This is a genomic window from Oscillatoria sp. FACHB-1407 (assembly GCF_014697545.1).
Classification (GTDB): Bacteria; Cyanobacteriota; Cyanobacteriia; order Elainellales; family Elainellaceae; genus FACHB-1407.
In genome coordinates, this window is sequence record NZ_JACJSA010000015.1 from 13,785 (window position 1) to 36,398 (window position 22,614).

Consider the following 22,614-nt stretch of genomic DNA (forward strand, 5'->3'; position numbering starts at 1 on the left):
TCTAAACTCTACAATTCCATCGTCTTCATCCCTGTTGAAATCGTGTAACTGTTATGACCCAACATACGTTATTTGTGTGTGTGCTTTGTCGTCCTTCAGAAGTTAATCAAAACCCTCATGAAGCGATCGCAGGACAATCGTTATTCAACCACTTGAGTGAAGGATTAGAATCCTGCGAGTGGCGGGAATCGATTCATTTGCAACCTGTACGCTGCATGGGAGCCTGTAGCCGTTCCTGTGTAGTGACGTTTGCGGCTCCAGGTAAGCTTACGTTTGTTTTGAGTGAACTATCTCCAACAAAATCTGTTCCAGAATTGTTGAAATTTAGTGAACAATATATTGCTTGTGCGGATGGCAAAGTACCCTATAAAGAGCGTCCAGAAGCAGTTAAAAAAGGAATCCATGCTGTATTGCCAGCCTTACCAAGCAGTACTCCAGCATTAAACGTTGAACAGCTATAAGAGCGATCGCCCTTTATCAGGTAAAAATTATGCATAAAATTCCAGTAACCGTCGTCACAGGCTTTTTGGGAGCCGGGAAAACAACCCTGGTTCGCAATCTATTACAGAACAACCAAGGTCGCCGCATCGCTGTGTTAGTCAATGAGTTTGGCGAAGTGGGAATTGATGGTGAATTGCTACGTTCCTGCCAGGTGTGTGATGACGAAACGCCCGATAGCAATATTGTTGAACTGACTAACGGTTGTTTGTGTTGCACCGTACAGGAAGAATTTTTGCCTACGATGCAGGAGCTACTAAAACGACGCGATCGCCTTGACTGCATTGTAATTGAAACCTCTGGATTAGCCCTGCCCAAACCGTTGGTACAAGCCTTTCGTTGGCCTGAAATCCGCACTGGAGCAACGGTGGATGGCGTTGTGACTGTCGTGGACTGTGAGGCACTTGCCAGTGGTCAGTTTGTCGGTGATTTAGATGCCCTTGAAGCGCAGCGACAAGCCGATGATAGTTTGGAGCATGAAACCCCAATCGAGGAACTGTTTGAAGACCAATTGGCGTGTGCTGACATGGTGTTGCTGACGAAGGTCGATCGCGTTGATCTGAAGACGCAAAATCGAGTTCAGCAGTGGCTACAGCAAGAGTTACCCACTGGAGTGAAGATTGTTCCCTGTAAGCAAGGAGATATTAACCCAGATCTGTTACTCGGTTTTAACGCAGCCGTTGAAGACAATCTCGACTCTCGTCCCAGTCATCATGACACGGAGGAGGAACACGATCACGACGACGACATTACTTCCATTCATGTCACGTTAGACCAAATGTTTGAACCCACGGAATTAATTAACCGATTGCAATCTCTGGTTCAACAACACGAGATTTATCGAATTAAGGGGTTTGCGGCTGTTCCTAATAAAGCCATGCGGTTAGTGGTACAGGGTGTCGGCAATCGCTTTGACACCTTTTACGATCGCCCCTGGCAACCCTCAGAGCCTCGCCAAACTCGCTTAATTTTCATTGGGCATTTTGGTGATGAAACACCGACTCTCGATGCACAAGGTATTAAAGCTGCGCTAACCCACTAACTAGATAGTGCTGGCACTGTTGAAGAAACCGTTGAATTAATTTGGGTTTATTGCCAAAGTGCAGATGCAAATAGGAAGCGTGAACCTGCGATCGCTGCCATCCCTCGGTTTGATGCATTGTGCCTTCATAGTTTTGCATGGCAAACAACGGTTGTTCCGGTTCGGTAGTCAAGCTAGAGCGATGAAATTCGTGCCCCCAGACGATTTCCCCTGCTTCAAATAGAGGGGTGGATTGTTGCGCGATCGCCTGTCGATACCCCAGCGTCAGGCGTTTTCCCATCTGCGCTTCTGTCGGCACAACTCCCACCATCGGATACGTCTTCCCTGCAAAATCCGCAATGCGATCGCACAGGTACATCAATCCCCCGCATTCAGCATAGGTGGGCATTCCTGCGGCGATCGCGGCTTTCACTGATCGACGTGCGGCTTGGTTGTCACTTAACTCGGCTGCAAATACTTCTGGAAATCCACCCCCAAAGTAAAGCCCGTGAATGTTTTCTGGGAGGGATGGATCGCGCATTGGACTCCATTCCACTAGCTCAAACCCGGCGGTTTGCAGCAAATCCAGATTGTCGGCGTAGTAGAAGTTAAAGGCGCGATCGCGAGCAATGGCAAGACGAATGGGGGAAGAGGGTATGGGGAGTGGGGAGTGGAGAGGGATGCGATTAATCGCGTCTGTACTGTGATTAATCGCGTCCGTACGTGAAGTAGAAAGGAGAGGGAGGAGGATATCCCAGTTGAAGCAGGTTTCGCTCAGATGAGCGAGGCGATCGATTACGCTTCTGAGTTCGGGGAGTTCGTCGGTGGGAATCAACCCTAAATGGCGATCGGGGATGGTAATCTCATCCTGTCGTCGCAATACGCCGAGAATCGGCAAATTGAGGGGTCTGAGGGCATCCTGAAGCAGTTCCAGATGGCGATCGCTGCCGACTCGATTTAAGACCACTCCAGCAAAGGTCAAGCGGGGATCAAATGTAGTGTACCCGTGGGCGATCGCCGCAATGGAGCGAGAGGTGCTACTGCAATTGATGACTAAAACAATGGGCAATCCCAGAAGCCGCGCAATGTGGGCTGTACTGGCCCAATCATCTTTGCCTGTAACACCATCAAATAATCCCATTACGCCTTCCACGAGGGCAAAATCTGCGGTTTGGCAATGCCGTTGAAAACAGTCGGTAACGTATGCTTCTGAGGTGAGAATGGGGTCGAGATTGCGACAGGCACGTCCGGTAACAAATTGATGGAACATCGGATCGATGTAGTCGGGGCCAACCTTAAAGGATTGTACCCGTGTAGTGTCCCGCCGACTGAGTGCTGCCAATAACGCCAACGTGATGGTGGTTTTACCGACGCCACTACGTTCACCTGCAATTACAACTGCCATAACTGAATTTAATTCACAATGTTCACAACGTATTGTTGTGCTGCTGTTCTACTAACTGTTGAACAAATGTTTGATGTTCTGTTGAGCTGATTCCGGTTTGCAGCACTTCCAACACTCGCTGCATATTCCCTTGCAACATGGCAGATGTATCCAACCACAATCCAGGAAAAACCGGACTGCAAATCACTCCTTCCGAATTGGGCTGGATCAAGACGTAATCTCCATCTTGCAAACAAAACCAATCAATTTTTTGGTCAAATACTTGCCAGACGATATATTCCTGAATGCCATTCCGACGATAAGCCCGCTTCTTATCTCCTAAATCAATACTGACACTACTCGCTGCAACTTCTGCAACAAGCTCCGGTGCTCCTTCCAAATAGCCGTCTTCACTTAAAGTCGATCGCCCACCACTCTCTGGGCTGATCAATAAAACTCCATCCGGTTGCGGTTCATTGTCGATATCCAATCGCACCGTTGGCTCAATTCCCATGTCTACCTGAGGTGTAGCGGCTTGATAAACTCCCAGCCAGGTAATAAGCCGTCCATGAGGTTCTGCGTGGGGCTTAAAGCGCAACGGGGATGCCATATAAACCACTCCTTCAATTAATTCAGCTTTTTTGATCTCTGGCATGGCGTGATAGCGACGCTCAAATTCAGGGCGAGTTAACCTGTCGCCACTCTCCAGAGGAGGTAACGGTTGGGTTCGTGTGAACTGAGAGGGGCGGGATTCAGACCGTGAAGAAGTCATGACAGCAGCATCAGGATTGAGAGGAGGTGTTCTATAGCCGTAGTCACTTGGGCTAGGACGGGGTGTAGGGGTGGAACCCCCAAACCCCTCCTAAATCAAGTAGCAGTAGCTATAATTATCGGTGGTTTTAATGGAGTTGGGTTTGACTGGGAATGAGAATTAACGACCAGTAGGGTACTTCTTCGGGATTTACTTCAGTAATTGGCAGAATTCGCTGATTGGGTTGGGTTGCCCGTTCAATGTAAAAGGCGCGATCTAACAATCCCAACTGTTCGAGAATGGAGCGAACCTTAGTAAAGTGTCTGCCCAGTTTGATGATCACAGCGGCATCCACTCCAGTGAGGCGATCGCGCAATGTCTCTGCATCCAACGTCGCAGGCATAATGGCTAACACATCATTGCGGAAGGTCAGGGGTGCGCCCAACATCGCTGCACTCGCTAACGTAGAGGAGATTCCCGGCACAACTTCTGTGGAAAACTGCTCCGCTAACCGTTGGAACAAGTACATAAACGTGCCGTACAACATCGGCTCTCCCTCACACAGCACGGCGACATCTCGACCTGCACTCAAATGCTCCGCAATCTGCTGAGCGGCAGCATCGTAAAAGGGTTGAGCCGATCGCTCCGGGCTAAAGGGCATGGGCATTGGGATTTCGATCTGGTCAGGACGCAGAAAATCAGCCACGATCGCCCGTGCCACACTTTTGTTATTCTCTCCAATCGGGTAAGCAATCACCGGAACGGAGGTCAGAATTCGGTGTGCCTTGAGCGTCAGCAACTCCGGATCACCAGGGCCAATGCCCAGACCGTAAAGTTTTCCGGGGGAGTGGGGAGTAGATGGGGGAGACGCGATTAATCGCGTCTGTACAGAGGGGGGAGTGGGGGTTGTCATAGCTCGTTCTCTCTGGCTAATGCGTTGACTGCCGCAGCGGCGATCGCACTTCCTCCCCGCCGTCCATGCAGGGTGATAAAGGGGACACCACGACTGTTTGCTGCCAATTCCGCTTTTGATTCAGCGGCTCCCACAAACCCCACCGGGAAACCCAGAATTAGCGCAGGTTTAGGTGCTCCTTCATCCAGCAGTTCTAACAGGTGAAACAACGCTGTAGGGGCATTGCCAATCGCCACGACGGAGCCTTCCAGATGCGATCGCCACAATTCCAGTGCGGCAGCAGATCGGGTGGTTTGCAGACGTTGGGCGATCGCCGGAACCTCTGGGTGATTGAGGGTACAGATAATCTCATTGTCAGCAGGTAATCGTTTGCGTGTAATCCCATTGGCGACCATCTGGGAATCGCACAAAATTGGTGCGCCTGCGGTCAGGGCATCTCGTCCTGCGATCGCCGCATCAGGAGAAGCCGCTAAATCATCCACAATGTCGGTCATGCCACACGCATGAATCAGTCGCACTGCAACCAGAGCCAGATCATCGGGTAAGCGACTCAGATCTGCCTCAGCCCGAATGATGGCAAAAGATTTTCGGTAGATATCATCCCCATTCCGGAGGTAGTCAATCATGGTCTTGCTGCTCCGACTTGTTAGAGATCACACTGACTGTTCCGATATCAAGGACTATGAATTTAATAACATCATTTCTTGCCCTTCTCCGACTCGGAACTGCTGTGTATACATAAGCCTTCATAGCCCCCTACACCCCCCAAAACTAAGGGTCTTTGGGCACTTGTCAAGGGTCTTGACCCGATCAGAGCACCCGTACCTGGAACCGATGCGAAGCGTGCCTTTGGGTTAACCGAAACACCTTCTGCCAGGGAGTTTGGCTTCGACGTGAGCTCAGCCGAACGGGGATTCTCCCCCAATGCCTGGTTCTCGAACTCATTGAAGCAATCGAGTGTCTCATTGACAAAATAGAGATGTGTATACACCGTAGCCTCGGAGAGGAGTGCCATAGACGGGGCAAGATTGCCGAAGTTATTTAATCTACGATTCTAAGCCAATGAAGTGTATCACACTAAAAGTACAAAACTTTAATTTCAACGACCGTTGCGCGAGTCACTCGTTCAGATCCAGAACCGAACCAACTATGATAATCCAGCAACCAGACAATTGCATCATCTGGCTTGCCAACTGTTGAACTCAGGAACGCTGTAATGCAAAAGTGGCTGTCGATTGTGGGGATTGGGGAGGATGGACTGACGGGATTGAATGAGGTGGGGCGATCGCTCCTGGCTCAAGCAACGGTTGTTGTTGGGGGAGAACGCCATCTTGCCATGTTACCTCCCGACGACCCACGAGAAAAACTGCTTTGGACTTCACCCATCGAAGATTCGTTGAATCAAGTGCTTGACCGTCGTGGGCAAGCCGTTTGCGTTCTCGCCAGTGGTGATCCGATGTGTTATGGCATTGGAGTCACGTTTACCCGAAGAGTTGCGATCGCAGAAATGACGATTGTTCCCGCACCGTCCGCCTTTAGTCTTGCTTGTGCCCGATTGGGTTGGTCACTCACCGATGTAGAAACCCTGAGTTTGTGCGGTCGTGATCCCAACCTTCTGAATGCCGTACTGTATCCCGGTGCCCAAATTTTGGTGCTCAGTGCCGATCACTCCACCCCTACAACTGTTGCCCAACTCCTAACGAACCGAGGCTATGGCGACAGCCAAATTACCGTCTTAGAACGCATGGGCGGCATCCATGAACGCATCATCCAAGGCATGGCTTCCACCTGGAATGCCCCTGATCTGGCTGACTTAAATACAATTGCGATCGCCATTCCCCACTCTGCACAGATGCAATTACCCGCACAGGCGCGATTAATCACGCCTCCCCATTCCCCACTCCCCATTCCCCATTCCCCCCATACCCCCGGACTTCCCGACACCGCCTATCACCACGATGGACAACTCACCAAACGAGAAGTACGTGCCGTTACCCTGTCTGCCCTTGCGCCCTTACCGGGACAACTGTTGTGGGATGTCGGTGCTGGTTGCGGATCTATTGGCATTGAATGGATGCGGAGCCATCGCAGGTGTCGAGCGATCGCCATTGAACAGCATTCAACACGTCTGCAATACATCGCTGCCAATGCTGCTTCGCTGGGTGTTCCCCATCTCAAAATCATCGCAGGAGAAGCCCCGATCGCCCTGAAAGATCTGCCTCAACCGGATGCCATCTTTATTGGTGGCGGATTAACCACACCCGATTTGTTTGAAACCTGCTGGACAGCACTCCCTTCAGGAGGTCGGTTAGTTGCCAACGCAGTTACAGTTGAGGGTGAAAGCGTATTGTTCCAGTGGCAACGTCAGTGGGGCGGCGAACTGATTCGCATTGCGATTCAACGGGCAGAGCCTGTGGGTCATTTTCTAGGTTGGAAAGCCATGGCACCTGTGACACAGTGGGTTGTAGCGAAGTAGTCATACAATGATAAAGACATCAAAGACAACAAAAGAAGTGATTTTTCACTAACTGAATTGCTTGCTGATGAAGGTATGTCAGCACCTGAGAAAGTAAAGCCGAATCCTTCTAAAGAACTATGTGAGTTTGTTATTAAATGCTTTAGCTTGAATAGGAGCCATTAAGTATTTGATGCGGTTACTAAAACTTTTAATATGCAATTCCAGAAGAATTTTTGGACGAGACGAAATGTTCTTCGACTTGGAATTGGTTTTGTCTTGCCAATCGTAATCTCTCCTATCATCAGCTGTACCGAGCTGACTTCATCCACAATGAGCACCTTAAAGCAAGCGAACTCAGCCGCATCAGGACGATTACAATCTCGCCCAATGCAACCAACACAAGTTGGTTCTCCTGGACTACATCCCCTCAATTTGGATGGCGGACGAGATGGTTGGCTCTATGTTCCTGCTGCTTACCGAACCGATCGCCCCACACCGTTGTTGCTCATGCTGCATGGGGCAGGTGGAGATGCTGAAGGTGGACTGAGAATCGTACAGAATTTGGCAGACGCATTCCCAACGATTGTGCTGGCTGTGGATTCCCGCCGACAGACATGGGATGTGATTGTTGATCGCTATGGTCCTGACATCGCTTTTATTGATCAGGCACTTGCACAAACCTTTGCTCGTTATGCAATTGATCCAGATCGTATTGCGATCGCAGGGTTCTCGGATGGAGCATCCTATGCCCTTTCTGTAGGCATCACCAATGGTGATTTGTTTAATCACATTCTTGCTTTTTCACCAGGATTTATGGCACCTGCTGATCAGGTCGGTACACCACGGGTCTTTATTTCTCATGGTCTACAAGATGCTGTATTGCCCATTGATCGGTGTAGTCGCCGCATTGTACCGCAGTTACGGAGAGCGAGGTATGAGGTTGTGTATCGGGAATTTGATGGCCCACACACGGTGCCAGAGGCGATCGCTCGTGAAGGCATGACCTGGTTTACTTGATGCTGATCGTGGTAACTGACGTTAGTGTGTAGTATAGCTTTGGTCAGAGAGCTGAAGGCAAAGGCAATGACTCAAACCCGGATGCTGGACAGCTTCCTGACTCGCCTCCGCCTCATCGAATGTAGCTACGGTTATACACGTTACTGTGAAGATTCATTGGACTCGATCTCGTGTAGTAACGCTTCATCAGAATAAGTGTTTTGCCAATCACCTGATAGCTTCAGCCGGACTGATTTCGCTCCGCCACTGGGGGTACATACAACCCAATAGGTGTCTTCTTGTCCTTTCACTTTAGCCGCGTCCTGGTGCTCTGTCTGGTCAGACAAACCTGTAAACGCCTGAACACAAGTCCAGGTAGTGCCATCAGAATGGGTGATTTCTCGTTGCACAACTATTCTCCAGTTCTAGCAGTACTCACTAAGGTTAGGACGGGGTGCAGGGGTGGAACCCCTGGCTGAGGGCGCAGCCCCCACACCCCCTTATGTCCTAATGCCTAGGTGTAGGGCTATATTGCATTATGGCGATCGCTGCTTTAACGCGGGTGACTACGGCTATCAATTCAGATCGCTTGTGACAAAAATATTCCCCTCTAGCACGCGCGACCAGAGGAGATTGTTTTTGCCGTACCACGTTTTGTCGTATCACTTTGTTATGTCATTCATCATAGATGGCAAACTCTCCTGCCCCACTCTAACTATCAGCAGAAGTTCAACTCTGACCAGAGTATGACTTACAAAGCGCAGTTATTCTAATTTGACACGAGGGTTGACCAATGGCATGACTAAATCGGCTAACAAATTTCCTAACACGATCGCCACGGCTGACACTAACACGACTCCTGTGATGACGGGAATATCCACCACTTGAATCGCTTGCCAGATCAATTGCCCAATTCCCGGCAAACCAAACACACTCTCTACGACAACGGCTCCGCTCATAAAGATGCCGATATCAAGTCCAATCATGGCAATAATCGGTGGAATCGCGTTACGAAGGGCATGTTTGAACACGACGATCGCCCCACTCGCGCCTTTGGCTCTGGCTGTGCGAATGTAGCCCTGTCGCATCACATCGACCATCGACGATCGCATCATGCGTGAATACCATCCACCTCCCGCAATGCCCAACGTCAGAGCCGGGAGAACCAGATGTTTCCAGGAGCCGTAGCCACCTAAGGGAAACCAACCTAACTGATAGGAGAATAAATACAGCAAGATTAACCCTACGGCAAATTGAGGAGCCGATACGCCGATAAACGACATCACCATAACAAGGCGATCGCTCCCCGTATCGCGTTTCACAGCGGCATAAATGCCTGCGGTGAGTCCGATCAGCAGTTCAAAGGCGATCGCTCCCAGCATCAAAAATCCGGTGGCGGGTAAGCGACTGAGAATCAGTTCCAGTACCTGAGTTCGTTGGATGTACGATCGCCCCAAGTCACCGTGTAGCAACCGTCCGAGATATTGCAAATATTGAATGGGAATGGGTTGATCTAACCCTAATTGGCTACGAATTGAGGCGATCGTTTCGGCAGTGGCACTGCGTCCGGCGATCATGCGGACTGGATCAGCGGGAATTAAAAACGCTAACAAAAATGTGATTAAGCTGATGCCTAACAGAACAAATAGAACTTGTAATAATCTTCGTGAAAGATAGATTAGATAGCATTTCATTTATCGTCCTCGCTCGGTTGGATCAACCGCATCCCGCACCCCATCCCCGACTAGATTAAACGCCAACGACACAATCAGAATTGATATTCCTGGAAAGATGATCAGCCAGGGAGCCGACTGCAAAAATGATTGGCTTTCGTTGATAATGCCTCCCCAGGATGGGGTCGGGGGTTGCACTCCCACGCCTAAAAACGACAGAGTTGCTTCTTGTAAAACGGTCGTCGAGATGCCCAACGTGCCCCACACCAGAGCCGTTGGAATCAGGTGAGGCACAATATGCCACCACAAAATTTGAAACCGAGTTGCACCGAGCGATCGCGCCGCTTGAATGTGTTCCTGTTCCACCAGAACGGACACCTGGGAATAAACGACTCGCGCAATTTGTACCCAGTTCACCAAGGCGATTACCATTGCCACAATCCACAAACTGGGGCGCAAAATCGCTGCTAGTGCGATCGCCAACAGCAACGCTGGAAACGCCATCATCAAATCGGTAAAGCGCATGATGGCTTCACCAACGAATCCCCGCACAAACCCGGCGATCGCCCCCAGTGTGATTCCCAACAAGACGGCGATCGCGTTTGCCACGACACCCACCAGTAGCGACACTCGTGCCCCATACAGTAGTCGAGTGAATAGATCGCGACCTAACAAATCCGTGCCCAACCAGAACTGACTGCTGGGCGGTAACGGTGAACCTTGCAGGCTCAAACCCTCGACAAATTGCTCTGTGGGACTGTAGGGCGCAATGACTGGAGCCGCGATCGAGACAATCACAAAGATCGCCACAATCACCGCTCCAATCACCGCCAGGCGATCGCGCTTAAACTGATTCCAAAAATCCATACGGGATTAATCAAACACCACTTTTGGCAAGTAACACGACACAATCCAATTCGGCATATCCACAATTTCACTAATCCGCAGATCAGCGCAGACGCTACACAGCATATACGCCTCTACAGGATTGAGATGGTGGGTTTTGCCTAACCAATCGATCATGCTGCTGACGGCATCCCGACTGGCGACGAATAGGTCGGGGGAAACGCCTGTGGTGGCGTAATAGCCCTTGCTATCGAGGTGGCGTGTTACCGGGGCAAAGGTTTCAAACTGGGGCGTTTTGATTGCGGTCGCTTTGATCAGGTCAATGGTAAAAATCCCCGTCATCGGGCTTTCGATCGCCGTTCCGCAGACTTCGCCATCGCCTTGAGCCGCATGGGTATCGCCCATCGAGAGCAATCCTCCAGCGACTTCTACAGGTAGGTACAGCACACTTCCTGCCGACAAGTCGCGGATGTCCATGTTGCCTCCAACTCGTCGAGGAGGTACGACGCTGTGATGTCCCGCTTCCGCTAAGGCAACCCCGATCGTTCCGACAAAGGGCTTGAGCGGAATTTTCGCGCCCAACCCCGTTGCCGTTGGATCAGTGCCAGTCGTCTCGTACTTCCAGATGTGGATAGCCGGTTCCGTGAACTGATCCGCCAGCAGTCCGAACCCCGGAAAGATGCCTGTCCAACCCCAACCGGAGGTTTGAAACTCGTGAATTGTGACTTTGAGAATGTCTCCCGGTTCGGCTCCATCCACGTAGATGGGACCCGTGGTGGGGTTGGTTTTGCCAAAGTCAAAGGCGAGAATGTCTGCGGCTGTGGATTCGGTGCTGAGTTGTCCGCCAGAGGCATCGTTCATCTGCACCTCAACCGTTTCACCAGGGGCGATCGCCAGTTGCGGGGGAAAAGTGTGATCCCACCCGCAATGACACTGATGGGAATGGATGGTGTGATGCGTCTTATTCAGGCTTTGCATAAACGTGCTCGTAGTTAATGGGCACTCGCACCGGGTCGAGCCAAACTTCTTTATCCCCTGCCATGCGGGTCGAGTGGGCAGTAACACGCTCCTCATTAAAGATGGGCACCCAGGGGGCATCCTCCATCACTTTGATGAAGAGGTCGCGATACATTTCGGTTCTCGCTTCTTGCTGATCGGCAGCAACCATCGCATCGGCTTGTTTTGCCATGGCATCCAGGGACTCGTTGCAGTACCACGACCAGTTCCAGGTACCGGGGGCGATCGCCGCACAGGACAAGATCGGCCAATAGAAGTTGGACGGATCGGGATAGTCGGCAATCCACGCCATCCCGCCTGACCAGACGAGGGGCGCACCGTTTTCTTCACCCCCTGCCGAAATCACGGTTGCTTGTGCTTGCGTTTTCAGTTCAACGGTGATGCCTACAGCCGCGAGATCCTGTTGAATTAACTGAGCAATGCGGGGATTGGGGTCAGTGTTGTTGGCAAACAGTTGAGTGGTAAATCCATTGGGGAAACCCGCTTCTGCCAGGAGGGCTTTTGCCTGTTCGGGGTTGTACTCGTAGCCTGTGTAATTCGGGTCATATCCCGGCATCAACGGTGGCAAGACCTGATTGGCAACGGCAGCACGACCATTCACGACCTGCACAATTCGCTCTTTGTTAATCGCCATGTTTAACGCTTGTCGCACGCGCACATCGTTAAACGGTTCCATGCGCGTGTTGATGGCAATGTAACCTGTTTGCATCTGCGTGCCACGCACCACCAGATCCTGGTTTTTGTTGCTGAAATCGACAAAGCGAGAGGGGGGAATGCCATCCCCCAACACATCCACTTCGCCCCGCTCTAAGCGCAACAGGGCAATGGTGGGGTCTTGACCAATCTCAAACACAAGGCGATCGAGCTTGGGGGTGCAAGCCGCAAAGTAATCGGGGTTGCGCTCAAACACGATCTGTTTGCCTAACTCCCAACTGACAAAGCGATAGGGACCTGTTCCTACCGGATTTTTGCCAAAGTCTTCGCCATACTTCTCCACTTCCTCTTTGGGAACGACGGCTGAGAAGTTGATCGCGACGATGTGCAAAAAGGCAGCATCTGGCTCCTGAAGCTGAATCTCAACGGTTTGTGGATCAATCACTTTAACCCCTTCAACCGAGTCTGCCTGACCGCCAACAAACTCATCAAACCCCACAATGTTGTTATAAAATCCCTGTCCCGGACTCTTGGTTTCAGGGTTAATCGTGCGCTCAAAGGAGTATTTCACATCTTCAGCGGTCATTGCCCGACCGTTGTGAAACGTCACATCGGGACGCAACTTAAAGGTATAGGTTTTGCCATCGTCAGAAACGGTGTAGCTCTCTGCCAGACTGGGAACGATATTGGTCGTTCCGGGTTCGTAGTCGAGCAATCGCCCAAACAAACTTTTGATCATTGACCAGTTTTGCCAGTCATAGCCGATCGCCGGATCAAGGGTAGATACGTCATCTTTCCAGGTCATGACCATCTCACCGCCATTGTCGGGGCACTGGCTAGCATCCGCTACAGGGCTGGCTTCTGGAGTGGCAGTGTCATTCGTGCTAGTCGTTGGAGTGGCACAACTGGCAAGAATTAAAGAAAGGGAAGTCGCAAGAGCGATCGCAGTTTGCTTACGTTTCACGATGTCACCAGATGAATTAAATGAACGATTAAAACGATTAAGTTGTCATTACAAGTGATGTGAATCACATCTTGCCAGAATTGTTTTGATAAAAAGTGTTGTTATATACATTTGAACTGGTTTACGTTTGTTGTAACAATTCTCGAAATTCTACAGCGTCCCCCGTTTATGACACTCCAGCTATCCCCAACCGAATTGCAAGATATCCAGCAGGTGTTACAGGACTTCGCTCCTGCTCAACCCGCGATCGCCACTCTTCAGCAACATGACGGCAATTTAGAAACCAGTCTGGAAGATTTGGTAGCCGCAGAGGCGGGTGCGGCGGTCTATGGCGATGAGCGTAAGACCCTGCGGCAGGCGTTTGTTCGCAATTTGCGGCGTGAGATCTGTGGGGATGATAGCTTTCGCGCCAGGGTGGAGGAGTACAACAAAAATCCGGGGAAGGCAGCCTTACTGACGGGGTTGATTGTGTATCTGATTGATCTGGTGACGTTGCCGATTAATCCGGCGATCGCCACCATTGTTGTGTTGTGGGTGTTGAAGTTGGGCATCCGCACGTTTTGTGACTACACGGAACCTGTTGAGGGTCAGGAGGATTGACCCTGTCTGAGTGCTCCGCTGCTAGATCTGCGACTTCTTAAAGAAGTCGCAGATCTGACAAACCCCTACTCATCGCGATTCAAAGTTTCAAACAACTGACTCACTTCATCTACCGTTGCATTCAAGCATTGCGCTACAGCAGTTAAGATGCCTTCGTCCTGCGTGGTCTGATATAGCCGAGCAAGATTTTGTAGAGTCATTCCAACACTATACTCATCGCCAAACTCCACAAAAATCACTAATGCTTGCTGCAAATGCTGTTGGGCTTGCTCATAATCCTCCTGTGCTTCAGCTAATAAGCCCAACTGACCGTAGGTGCTCGCCTGACTGTAGCGATCGCCAAATTCAATGAAGATATCGAGAGCCTGTTGATAGTGGGTGCGCGCCTGCTCATACTCCCGCATCGCCTGGGCAACGCTGCCCAACTGGTGGTAGGTGCCAGCTTGCTCGTAGCGATCGCCAAATTCAATGTAGATATCGAGAGCCTGTTGATAGTGGGTGCGCGCCTGCTCATACTCCCGCAACGCCTGGGCAACGCTGCCCAACTGGTGGTAGGTGCGCGCCTGACTGTAGCGATCGCCAAATTCAATGTAGATATCGAGTGCCTGTTGATAGTGGGTGCGCGCCTGCTCATACTCCCGCAACTCTTCGGCAACCCTGCCCAACTGGTGGTAGGTGCCCGCTTGCTCGTAGCGATCGCCAAATTCAATGTAGATATCGAGTGCCTGTTGATAGTGGGTGCGCGCCTGCTCATACTCCCGCAACTCCTCAGCAACTCTGCCCAACTGGTGGTAGGTGCTCGCCTGACTGTAGCGATCGCCAAATTCAATTTTGATATCGAGAGCCTGTTGATAGTGGGTGCGCGCCTGCTCATACTCCCGCAACTCTTCGGCAACTCTGCCCAACTGGTGGTAGGTGCGCGCCTGACTGTAGCGATCGCCAAATTCAATGAAGATATCGAGAGCCTGTTGATAGTGGGTGCGCGCCTGCTCATACTCTCGCAATTCCTGGGCAACATAGCCCAACTGGTGGTAGTTAGTGGCAATTGCTAGTTGCTTGTTGTTTTGAGCAATAACTGTATTTTTCTCCAGCAAGTCAACCGATTTCTGGTGACTACTCCTGGCTGAATCATAGTCTTTAACTTGTAAATAGCAGACTCCTATCTTTAGAAAGGCTTCTGCAATTTCATAGCCAATCTCACCAGTCAAAACTTCAGGTTGATAATTTTTAGAAGCTTCACAGATATGTTGAGAGAGCTTTAGTTTGGTTTGAATATCACCAATCAAATCAAGATACTGATCTAAGCATCGGTAGATACGAATACTTTCTTGATTTTTCAGACAGATCTGCAATGCACTGTAGAGGTTTTCGTACTCCAACCGACAGAAGAGAATCCCCAGTTGCCGTTGGTTGGGGTCTTTGGAGTCCATTAACTGCTGATAGGATCTTGCCAAGCTTTGATAGTGAGCTTTGAAGCCGTCATACAACGCTTCGCGGGTGGTGGCATCCAGGGCATTGAGTTTGGTTCGCAAAAAGTAGGGGAAGATGGGTTGAATGGTGAGGAATCCGGGGATTCCAGACTCGTGAGGCGACAGCAAACCCCAGTTAATGGCTTCTTGAATCGCTACATCAAAATGCTCAAAGTCATAGTTCTGAAATGCCACATGCTGCTTTAATTGCTCGGCATACTGTGGCATGAAATCGCGCACAAAGAAACTATTAAAGGGAGCAAGGCAGAGCAGCAACGTTTGGGCATCGGCGGACAAATTGCTGTGGGAATATTCCACACATTTGAGGATGTTGTTGGTCTTGTCCTCGCCGCCCACGTTCAGATCCACCTCTGCTCCCTGGAGTGCGGTCAAGATCTCCTGGGGCGATTGTCGTGCCAGGTTTGCCAGCACCACCTCCATCGCCAGCGGATAGCCCGCTAGCAGTTTCATTAGTTGCTTAAATCCGTCATCGGTTCGCAGTCTGGCAATGCGTTGGGGGTCTTTGACCTGCGCTGCCAAGATCTTTTCTGCCAATACCGACCGCGATTCTGGGTCGAGTCCCCCCAGGGGATAGATATTTGGGTTGCCATCAAACGTGAATACATCTGCCAACCACTCCTCTCCACTGCGTGACCCCAGCAGCACCCTGGTCTTGCCTCCCCGCAACAGTTTCAGGAACTCTCGAATCACTTCCCGCTCTGTCTCTGGCAATGTGTTTTGAATCGCTAGAGCCTGCCCCGTCACCGACTCCAGATTGTCGAGCATCAGCCCATAGGGGTTTGCCCGCAGTTGCTCTGCCAGGTCTTCCATCTGTGCGGCGATCGGCATCGCCTCAAAGGCAGCAAAGTCATAGGGGTCGGGATATAACCCCTTACCGATGACCCGCAGGATATGTTGCAGGGTGTGAGCCGACCTGTCATAGCCAAAATAAAACACGTCTTTGACAAAGTGGGTCGTCTGCCACCACTCCCGCAGATAGTTCAGCAGCGTGGTTTTGCCCGTTCCACCCATGCCCCGCAGCAGCAAAACATTGTGACGCAATAAGGCTTTCTCAATTTTGAGGATCTCCAGGTCGCGCCCGACAAAGCCATAGGTCGGTGATTCAAAGCGATATCGCTGTCGTCTTTGCATCAGATACTCGGCTTTCTCTCTGGGGCTAAACTCTTGCAGCCTCAGATCTACTTCTCCGTTGGCATACACCACAGGCAGTAACCAGTCCTCCAGATCTACTACCTGGTTAAAGTACACCTTCCGCCCCTTGCGGTTATACAACTCCTTGCGCCCCAACCGAATCGCTTCGGGAATTCCCTTTTGAGCAAACAACTGGCTATAGAGTGTCTCCATCATCAAGGCTGCCGCTGTCACCGTGACGGAGTAGCCCATCGCCACCACCATCTGCACACCTGCTGCCATCAACCGACTGCCCAGACTGGTTTCACGGATATCGATCCCCTCTCCCTTAGTGTCTGCTTGTTGTTCAAGGGTTTTGCCCCCTAAATCCCCCAAGTCTGGGGGAGTGCCCCCTAAATCCCCCAAGTCTGGGGGAGTGCCCCCTAAATTCCCCAAGTCTGGGGGAGTGCCCCCTAAATCCCCCATGTCTGGGGGACTTTGAGTGGTTGGAAGCCCCCCAAGGTTGAGGGGTTGGGGGGCTAGGGAGGATCGCACCTGCTTCCCCGATTGGCAGGCATTCAAAATACAAATGGGGATGCCCTTACGAGTCAGCAACTTCGCTAACTCCTCCGCCTCAACCGGGTCGGCTTTGCCTTTGGTGTCTCCCTCCAAAAACAAAAACGCCTTCACCCCGTCATACCGCTTCATGTCCGATCGCCCATACCTCGCCTGAAACACATAGCGATCGCTCTTCACACCCTTTTGATACTGCTCATGGGTCATCAGTCCCCCGTGAGCATCAAAGTGGATGATGTGGTAATACCCTTCCTTTGCTTCCAGGTGTTTCGACAGTGCCTCAAACGTCCCCGGACGCAACAACTCCACATTCACCCGCAGTTGCGCCTGGTGGATCGCGTCAATCAACGGACGGGAGATTGTACGATAGCCCACGTCCGACTCCTCATCGGGACGGGCTGTCACCACCAGCAGGTTAATCACCGGGGATGGCTTTACGGCTAGTTCTGAAGCTCTCTCTTGAAACCGTTTGCGCGTCATGATGCAGTCCACCGCAAACGGTCGCGGCAGGTCTGGATCTTGGAGTGCTTCCCAATGCAGGGCTTGAAATTCAGGAGACTCCCCTATGATTTCGATCCGGAGTTGGCTCAACCCCTCCTGACACGCCCGCTCATAAGCACTGTATGCTCTGCGATTCTCAAAAATCTGCTCAAACAGACGTTCCCCATACGTCCGCACACTTTGAGCGGCGCGATCGGCAATCACCTGATTATCAAAGGGAAAGCGAATCCACTCCTCGAAGTAGAACTCCAGTTCCCGTTCTTGCTTGCCATCAAACGGATCATGAACCGTGATGTCATACTGCACCTGATTGTCAATGCTGAGGGTGGCGGCAAAACCAGAAGTCGTGGACTGACATTCGCGGATCGTGAGCGTCGGCATGGCGCAGATCATCTACTGAGAGAAAAATTTTCTCCATGCTAGCTGATCATTTGGGCGATCGCCCCATAGCCCTCTCCAGGCTGCCGTTGATACAGATCTTGGTCAGGGGTTGCTGAACGCGGATTAAACAATCTGCATAACTGGTGATCATCAACCACCCTCATCCCAACCCTTCTCCCACGGGGAGAAGGGCTTAAAACTCTAGTTCCCTCGCCCCTCGGGAGAGGGCTAGGGTGAGGGCAAAAAGTTTCAGGTTATTAAATTCCCATTCCTTAACTTTTGAACTAGAAACTACCCGTGAGTTTGATCGTCGTCCTACAAAGTTTGATCGTCGCTCTACACAGTTGGATGGTGACTCTATAAAGTTGGATGGCGATGTTAGTGAGTTTGATCGTCGTCCTACAAAGTTGAATCGCGATCCTATAAAGTTGGATAGCGATGTTAGTGAGTTTGATCGTCGTCCTACAAAGTTTGATCGTCGTCCTACAAAGTTTGATCGTCACTCTACAAAGTTTGATGGCGATCGCACTAAGGATCGTGAATTAAATAACCTGAAAAACGGCAACCTCATGTACGGGCGCGGCATTCGGCAGAGGGTTCTGAAACAATGGCAAGGGCTTTTGACCGAATGCCACGCGCCTACGCCAGGAATTACATCTTAATAAATTCGCGATCTTAAGAAAGCAATCGCATCTAACGCTGGCGGTTAAAACCGCACCTAAAAAGACAAAACCCGCCTTCGTGGGTTAAAACACAATCTCTAGAGTCTGCGGAGGCAAACTTTGCTCTTGTAGCAGCGGTTTCAACCGCCATGAGCAGAAAAATTGTCTGGAGGCATTAACTCTTCAAGATAAGCATTAAACAGAGAATATTTACGTAGAATTAACTTGGTTTCTCTTAAAAGCTCAATTTAATTTCCTTAATTTCTACGAGGCTAGAGAAATAACCGCACGGATAAATTGTGGAGGTAGTTTATCCAAAGGCACCTACCATGGCACGTCCAAAACGATCCTCCGAAGTGTTACAGAAGGCTGAAGTCCGTAAAGGGGCTTTGCAATCCATTAGCCCCACCCTTGATTTAGGCAATCAATTAACTCTGGAAGCCTACTCTGCTTCAATTCAATTCCTTCGCTCTCAAATTGATACCTATAATAGTGCTCTATCTGAACTGGATGACCTTGCCCGACAAATAAAAGATAGCGAACGACAACTCCGAGACTTATCTGAACAGATGTTATTAGGTGTTGCAGTTAAATACGGCAAAGATAGCCGAGAGTATGGCAAAGCCGGGGGCGTTCCCAAGAGTGAGCGTCGTCGTTCAGCCCGTAAGAAAACATTAGAGAGCGCACAGGATTCCTCACAACCCGTAGCGATCGCTGAACCAGTAGCTGAACCAACCAATGGGAATGGTAAAGTCGCTGTTTAGCACTTGTTTCTTTGTGCTAATAGCTGCGAATTTATTTGTCAGACTTCTAGAGGATGCCTGCTGGATCAAAAGTCCCCCCTTATTTAACCTACGGTGTACACACAAGTTCCCTTAGCCCCCTAAATCCCCCATCCTGGGGGACTTTGAACCCTATAAGACGGATCGGAAGTCCCCCAATTTTGGGGGGTTGGGGGGCAAATGCAGGATTTTGAGGTAAATCTAGGAGATCTGTGTACACAGTAGCCTCATTTAACAGACAACAAGAGATGATTGACTATTCAGCGTTGATCCTTGACGATTACCTCAATACTCTCTGCCCTCTGTTTTCTCGGCTTCCCACTCATGACCTCACCCCTGCTCAACATTGAAAATCTAACCATTGATTTCACCACTGAAACTCGTGTTGTCAGAGCGATCGCCAACTTATCCCTGACGCTCCATCGGGGAGAAATATTGGGTGTTGTAGGCGAGTCTGGCTCTGGTAAATCGACGGCATCTCTGGCGATCATGCGGCTTCTAGGGAGAACAGCACGAGTCAGTGGTTCGATTACCTTTCAACCGCAAGGCGAAAAGGCGATCGCTCTACTATCGTTGTCCGAACGAGAGATGGAGAAGATCCGGGGTGGCAAGATTGCCATGATCTTTCAAGATCCGCTCAGTTCGTTGAACCCGGTCTATACCTGCGGTTCTCAGGTAATGGAAGCGATCCAGTTACATGAAAAGGTATCTGAAAAAGAGGCATATCGTCGGGCGTTGTCCTTGTTGGATGAGGTGAAATTGCCCGATCCAACAGCGATCATGAAGCGATATCCCTATGAGTTGTCGGGTGGACAAATTCAACGGGTGATGATCGCGATGGCGTTAGCGGTAAATCCGGCGATTCTCATTGCTGACGAACCGACAACCGCATTGGATGTGACCATTCAGGCAACCATTTTGAGTTTGTTGAAAGAGATTCGCGATCGCCGCCAAATGTCCATTCTCTTTATCACTCACGATCTGGGTGTCGTGGCAGAAATGGCAGATGCGATCGCTGTTCTCTATCGTGGCGAGTTGATGGAATATGGCAAAGCCCATGATATTTTTACGAATCCGCAGCATCCCTACACTAAAGGTTTATTGGCGTGTCGTCCTCGCTTAGATCAATCGCTGCGCTATTTGCCCACTGTTGCCGACTTCATGGAAGAGAGTTTGAGTTCTACAGGCGAACTCATATTACGCGAAAAAACAACGGCTGTAACCGCTACTTTACAACCTGAAATTACACTCACCGAACAACAACAACGGTTGTCTCAACTGCAAACAAATCCACCTATTCTAGAAGTCAACCATCTACGAGTGGCTTTCCCGATTAAAGGATTGCTGGGACGAGTAACGCACTACGTTCATGCGGTGAATGATGTCTCGTTTGCAGTATATCCTGGTGAAACGCTAGGACTGGTGGGTGAGTCGGGTTGCGGTAAGACAACACTGGGGCGATCGCTCCTGCGACTCATTGAACCGACGAGTGGACAGATTCTCTTTGAAGGAGAAGACATTACTCATTTACCGCAACCCCAACTGCGACAATTGCGGCGTGACTTGCAAATGATCTTTCAAGATCCCTATAGCGCGTTGGATTCACGGATGACGATTGGCAAAGCGGTGATGGAACCATTGCGAATCCACCTGCCTGCGGCGGGACTGAAATCCTGGAAGGAACGCGCCACCTATTTGTTAGAACGAGTCGGACTCAAAGCCGACTTTATGAACCGCTATCCCCACGAGTTATCAGGCGGTCAATGTCAGCGAGTCTGTATTGCCAGAGCCTTAGCCCTGAATCCCAAATTTATCATTTGTGATGAATCGGTTTCTGCACTAGATGTCTCCGTTCAGGCGCAAGTGTTGAACTTGTTGCGAGAACTTCAGGCAGAATTCAAACTCACCTATATTTTTATTTCACATGACTTGAGTGTGGTGAAGTTTTTGAGCGATCGCATCATGGTGATGAATCGAGGACAAATTGAAGAGATCAATTCAGCCGATTCGATTTTCCAGACTCCCACCAGTGACTACACTCGACGACTGATCCAATCGACACCTGATTTGAATTAACAGGTGAGCGTCTCTGCTGTATCAGACCCCAGGCAACCGGAGTAAGCCAACCTCCACAGCCATGAGCAACACCGCCTATAGCTGTAGACACATTGGATGGGGCGAAGGTGAGTCAGAAAGCTTCTCTGGTATCCGGGTTTGAGTCATTGCCGTTGCCTTAAGCTTTCTGCCCAAAGCTATATCAGTGAGACTGCCGAAGAATTTGCCCAACACCGCCCCAGCATTTTAAGTTTTAAATGCAAATCGGTAGCATCTTCAGAGTTTTGGGATAGTTTGGGGAAAAGCTTTCTCAAAGGAATAACAGAGTATGCCACGAACTGTGCTCTGCTTAATCGGTCTATCTGCGATCGCCCCCCTCTTCTGGTTGGTCAACACGGATGCATCGCTGGCATCCTCCAGACCAGATGAAACCCAGATTGCACAACTATTTTATCCCCCAGCCAATGCTCGCACCCAGGGAGTCAGCGTGATGGGACATGGTACGGCAACGGCTCCTGCTGACACTGCCAAACTTCAACTCTTTTTTACTGGGGCACAAATTCCCGATGGACCTCCTGACCAGTTTCCGCCGACAATAGCTAGCAGCACACTGACTCCCGACCAGTTACAGCCTCTTATTGATGATCTGGTTGCCGCCGGGGTTCCAGCAGACGCGATCGCTCTGGGTACATCCTCTACCCAAGCCTTCTTCTTCTTCAATGTGCAAGGGCAACAAATGACAATTACCTTGACGCAACCTACGTCTGCGCGAGTTCAGGAATTGATCAAGTTAGTGGAAGAAACGGTGACTGAAAGTGATGCTGTTGCACTGGTGAATTCGTCGGTGCAGTACTTTGTAAATGACTGTCAAGGGTTGGCAAGTCAGGCATATACGGCTGCGATCGCCGATGCCCAGAGTCGAGCCAGAGCGATCGCCACCCAGTTAGGGGTAGAACTGGATGCCATTCCTTCCGTTGCAGAGTCACCGTTTAGTATGTTGACCTTTGCATCTGGGTCAACCTGTGATGCGGCTCCCGCGCTCTCGTTGCCGTTCAACATCAATCTGCCTCAAGCAGGTTCCAATCTGGCAGCACCCGCTCAAGTGCAGTTGCGACGAGATTTACTGGTCACTTTTACCGTTCAGAATTAACAGTTCACAAGGTTTTGGATTGCGTTCTAGCTAGGAATGCCCGCATGGAGGTTCTGTGTTCATTACTTCAGGAGATAGAGCCTCCATCAATCCATTTCCAAATAGGAGCCTGGAAACGAGATTTGTACCAGA

20 protein-coding genes are annotated in these 22,614 nt (G+C 50.4%); 9 read left to right on the forward strand and 11 right to left on the reverse strand.

The genetic code is table 11. The features are described 5' to 3' along the window. The first annotated feature begins 53 nt into the window (after positions 1 to 53). The gene (locus H6G89_RS22095) at positions 54 to 461 is read left to right on the forward strand and encodes a DUF1636 domain-containing protein (RefSeq protein ID WP_190510427.1); all 408 of its coding nucleotides are present in this window, start codon (positions 54 to 56) and stop codon (positions 459 to 461) included. A 29-nt stretch (positions 462 to 490) separates the two neighbouring features. Further along, positions 491 to 1,540 carry a cobalamin biosynthesis protein CobW gene (gene cobW, locus H6G89_RS22100; RefSeq protein WP_190510429.1) on the forward strand — a complete coding sequence of 350 codons (1,050 nt, stop codon included), beginning with the start codon at positions 491 to 493 and terminating at the stop codon, positions 1,538 to 1,540. Here the strand turns inward: cobW and H6G89_RS22105 are convergent. The 5 genes from H6G89_RS22105 to H6G89_RS22125 all read right to left on the reverse strand — a co-directional run bounded on the left by H6G89_RS22105 (position 1,518) and on the right by H6G89_RS22125 (position 5,582). Further along, positions 1,518 to 2,924, reverse strand: coding sequence for a cobyrinate a,c-diamide synthase (locus H6G89_RS22105; protein WP_190510431.1), 1,407 nt, complete (start codon positions 2,922 to 2,924; stop codon positions 1,518 to 1,520). The two genes, cobW and H6G89_RS22105, sit on opposite strands and share 23 nt — an antisense overlap. Before the next feature lie 22 nt (positions 2,925 to 2,946). Beyond that, positions 2,947 to 3,675, reverse strand: coding sequence for a Uma2 family endonuclease (locus H6G89_RS22110; protein ID WP_190510433.1), 729 nt, complete (start codon positions 3,673 to 3,675; stop codon positions 2,947 to 2,949). 127 nt (positions 3,676 to 3,802) lie between these two features. Next, on the reverse strand, positions 3,803 to 4,567 hold the full coding sequence (locus H6G89_RS22115; protein ID WP_190510435.1) for a precorrin-2 C(20)-methyltransferase: 765 nt from the start codon (positions 4,565 to 4,567) through the stop codon (positions 3,803 to 3,805). Further along, the gene (locus tag H6G89_RS22120; RefSeq protein WP_190510437.1) at positions 4,564 to 5,193 is read right to left on the reverse strand and encodes a precorrin-8X methylmutase; all 630 of its coding nucleotides are present in this window, start codon (positions 5,191 to 5,193) and stop codon (positions 4,564 to 4,566) included. Before H6G89_RS22120 ends, H6G89_RS22115 begins: the two co-directional genes overlap by 4 nt. A gap of 71 nt (positions 5,194 to 5,264) precedes the next feature. After that, the gene (locus H6G89_RS22125; protein ID WP_190510439.1) at positions 5,265 to 5,582 is read right to left on the reverse strand and encodes a hypothetical protein; all 318 of its coding nucleotides are present in this window, start codon (positions 5,580 to 5,582) and stop codon (positions 5,265 to 5,267) included. Positions 5,583 to 5,783: 201 nt separating this feature from the next. Here H6G89_RS22125 and cbiE point away from each other — a divergent pair, with 201 nt between their 5' ends. Both cbiE and H6G89_RS22135 read left to right on the forward strand, forming a co-directional pair. Next, on the forward strand, positions 5,784 to 7,043 hold the full coding sequence (cbiE, locus tag H6G89_RS22130) for a precorrin-6y C5,15-methyltransferase (decarboxylating) subunit CbiE (RefSeq protein ID WP_190510441.1): 1,260 nt from the start codon (positions 5,784 to 5,786) through the stop codon (positions 7,041 to 7,043). Positions 7,044 to 7,412: 369 nt separating this feature from the next. Continuing rightward, entirely contained in the window at positions 7,413 to 8,042 is a 630-nt protein-coding gene (locus tag H6G89_RS22135) for an alpha/beta hydrolase (RefSeq protein ID WP_242060070.1), read from the forward strand. Between the two features lie 140 nt (positions 8,043 to 8,182). Here the strand turns inward: H6G89_RS22135 and H6G89_RS22140 are convergent, their stop codons facing one another. From H6G89_RS22140 to H6G89_RS22160, 5 genes are all read right to left on the reverse strand, one after another. Further along, the gene (locus H6G89_RS22140) at positions 8,183 to 8,431 is read right to left on the reverse strand and encodes a hypothetical protein (RefSeq protein WP_190510445.1); all 249 of its coding nucleotides are present in this window, start codon (positions 8,429 to 8,431) and stop codon (positions 8,183 to 8,185) included. Between the two features lie 354 nt (positions 8,432 to 8,785). Then, the gene (locus H6G89_RS22145; protein ID WP_190510447.1) at positions 8,786 to 9,715 is read right to left on the reverse strand and encodes an ABC transporter permease; all 930 of its coding nucleotides are present in this window, start codon (positions 9,713 to 9,715) and stop codon (positions 8,786 to 8,788) included. Then, positions 9,716 to 10,561: an ABC transporter permease gene (locus H6G89_RS22150; RefSeq protein ID WP_190510449.1), complete on the reverse strand. Its 846-nt coding sequence runs from the start codon at positions 10,559 to 10,561 to the stop codon at positions 9,716 to 9,718. 6 nt (positions 10,562 to 10,567) lie between these two features. Continuing rightward, complete coding sequence (locus tag H6G89_RS22155) at positions 10,568 to 11,518, reverse strand: acetamidase/formamidase family protein (protein WP_190510451.1); 951 nt, start codon at positions 11,516 to 11,518, stop codon at positions 10,568 to 10,570. Continuing rightward, the gene (locus H6G89_RS22160) at positions 11,502 to 13,175 is read right to left on the reverse strand and encodes an ABC transporter substrate-binding protein (protein ID WP_199336872.1); all 1,674 of its coding nucleotides are present in this window, start codon (positions 13,173 to 13,175) and stop codon (positions 11,502 to 11,504) included. The genes H6G89_RS22155 and H6G89_RS22160 overlap by 17 nt, the downstream gene beginning before the upstream one ends. A gap of 168 nt (positions 13,176 to 13,343) precedes the next feature. Here H6G89_RS22160 and H6G89_RS22165 point away from each other — a divergent pair, with 168 nt between their 5' ends. Next, entirely contained in the window at positions 13,344 to 13,775 is a 432-nt protein-coding gene (locus H6G89_RS22165) for a hypothetical protein (protein WP_190510453.1), read from the forward strand. 65 nt (positions 13,776 to 13,840) lie between these two features. On the opposite strand, the gene H6G89_RS22170 is transcribed toward H6G89_RS22165, so the two are convergent. Further along, on the reverse strand, positions 13,841 to 17,833 hold the full coding sequence (locus tag H6G89_RS22170; protein ID WP_190510455.1) for a tetratricopeptide repeat protein: 3,993 nt from the start codon (positions 17,831 to 17,833) through the stop codon (positions 13,841 to 13,843). A gap of 233 nt (positions 17,834 to 18,066) precedes the next feature. Between H6G89_RS22170 and H6G89_RS22175 the strand changes: the two genes are divergently transcribed. From H6G89_RS22175 to H6G89_RS22190, 4 genes are all read left to right on the forward strand, one after another. Further along, positions 18,067 to 18,495 (forward strand): hypothetical protein, encoded by a 429-nt coding sequence (locus tag H6G89_RS22175; protein WP_190510457.1) that lies wholly within the window; start codon positions 18,067 to 18,069, stop codon positions 18,493 to 18,495. A 329-nt stretch (positions 18,496 to 18,824) separates the two neighbouring features. Next, positions 18,825 to 19,259 carry a hypothetical protein gene (locus tag H6G89_RS22180; RefSeq protein WP_190510459.1) on the forward strand — a complete coding sequence of 145 codons (435 nt, stop codon included), beginning with the start codon at positions 18,825 to 18,827 and terminating at the stop codon, positions 19,257 to 19,259. Positions 19,260 to 19,601: 342 nt separating this feature from the next. Next, entirely contained in the window at positions 19,602 to 21,353 is a 1,752-nt protein-coding gene (locus H6G89_RS22185) for an ABC transporter ATP-binding protein (protein ID WP_190510461.1), read from the forward strand. Positions 21,354 to 21,660: 307 nt separating this feature from the next. Beyond that, positions 21,661 to 22,482, forward strand: a complete 822-nt coding sequence (locus H6G89_RS22190; RefSeq protein ID WP_190510463.1) for an SIMPL domain-containing protein — start codon at positions 21,661 to 21,663, stop codon at positions 22,480 to 22,482. Positions 22,483 to 22,614: the final 132 nt, after the last annotated feature.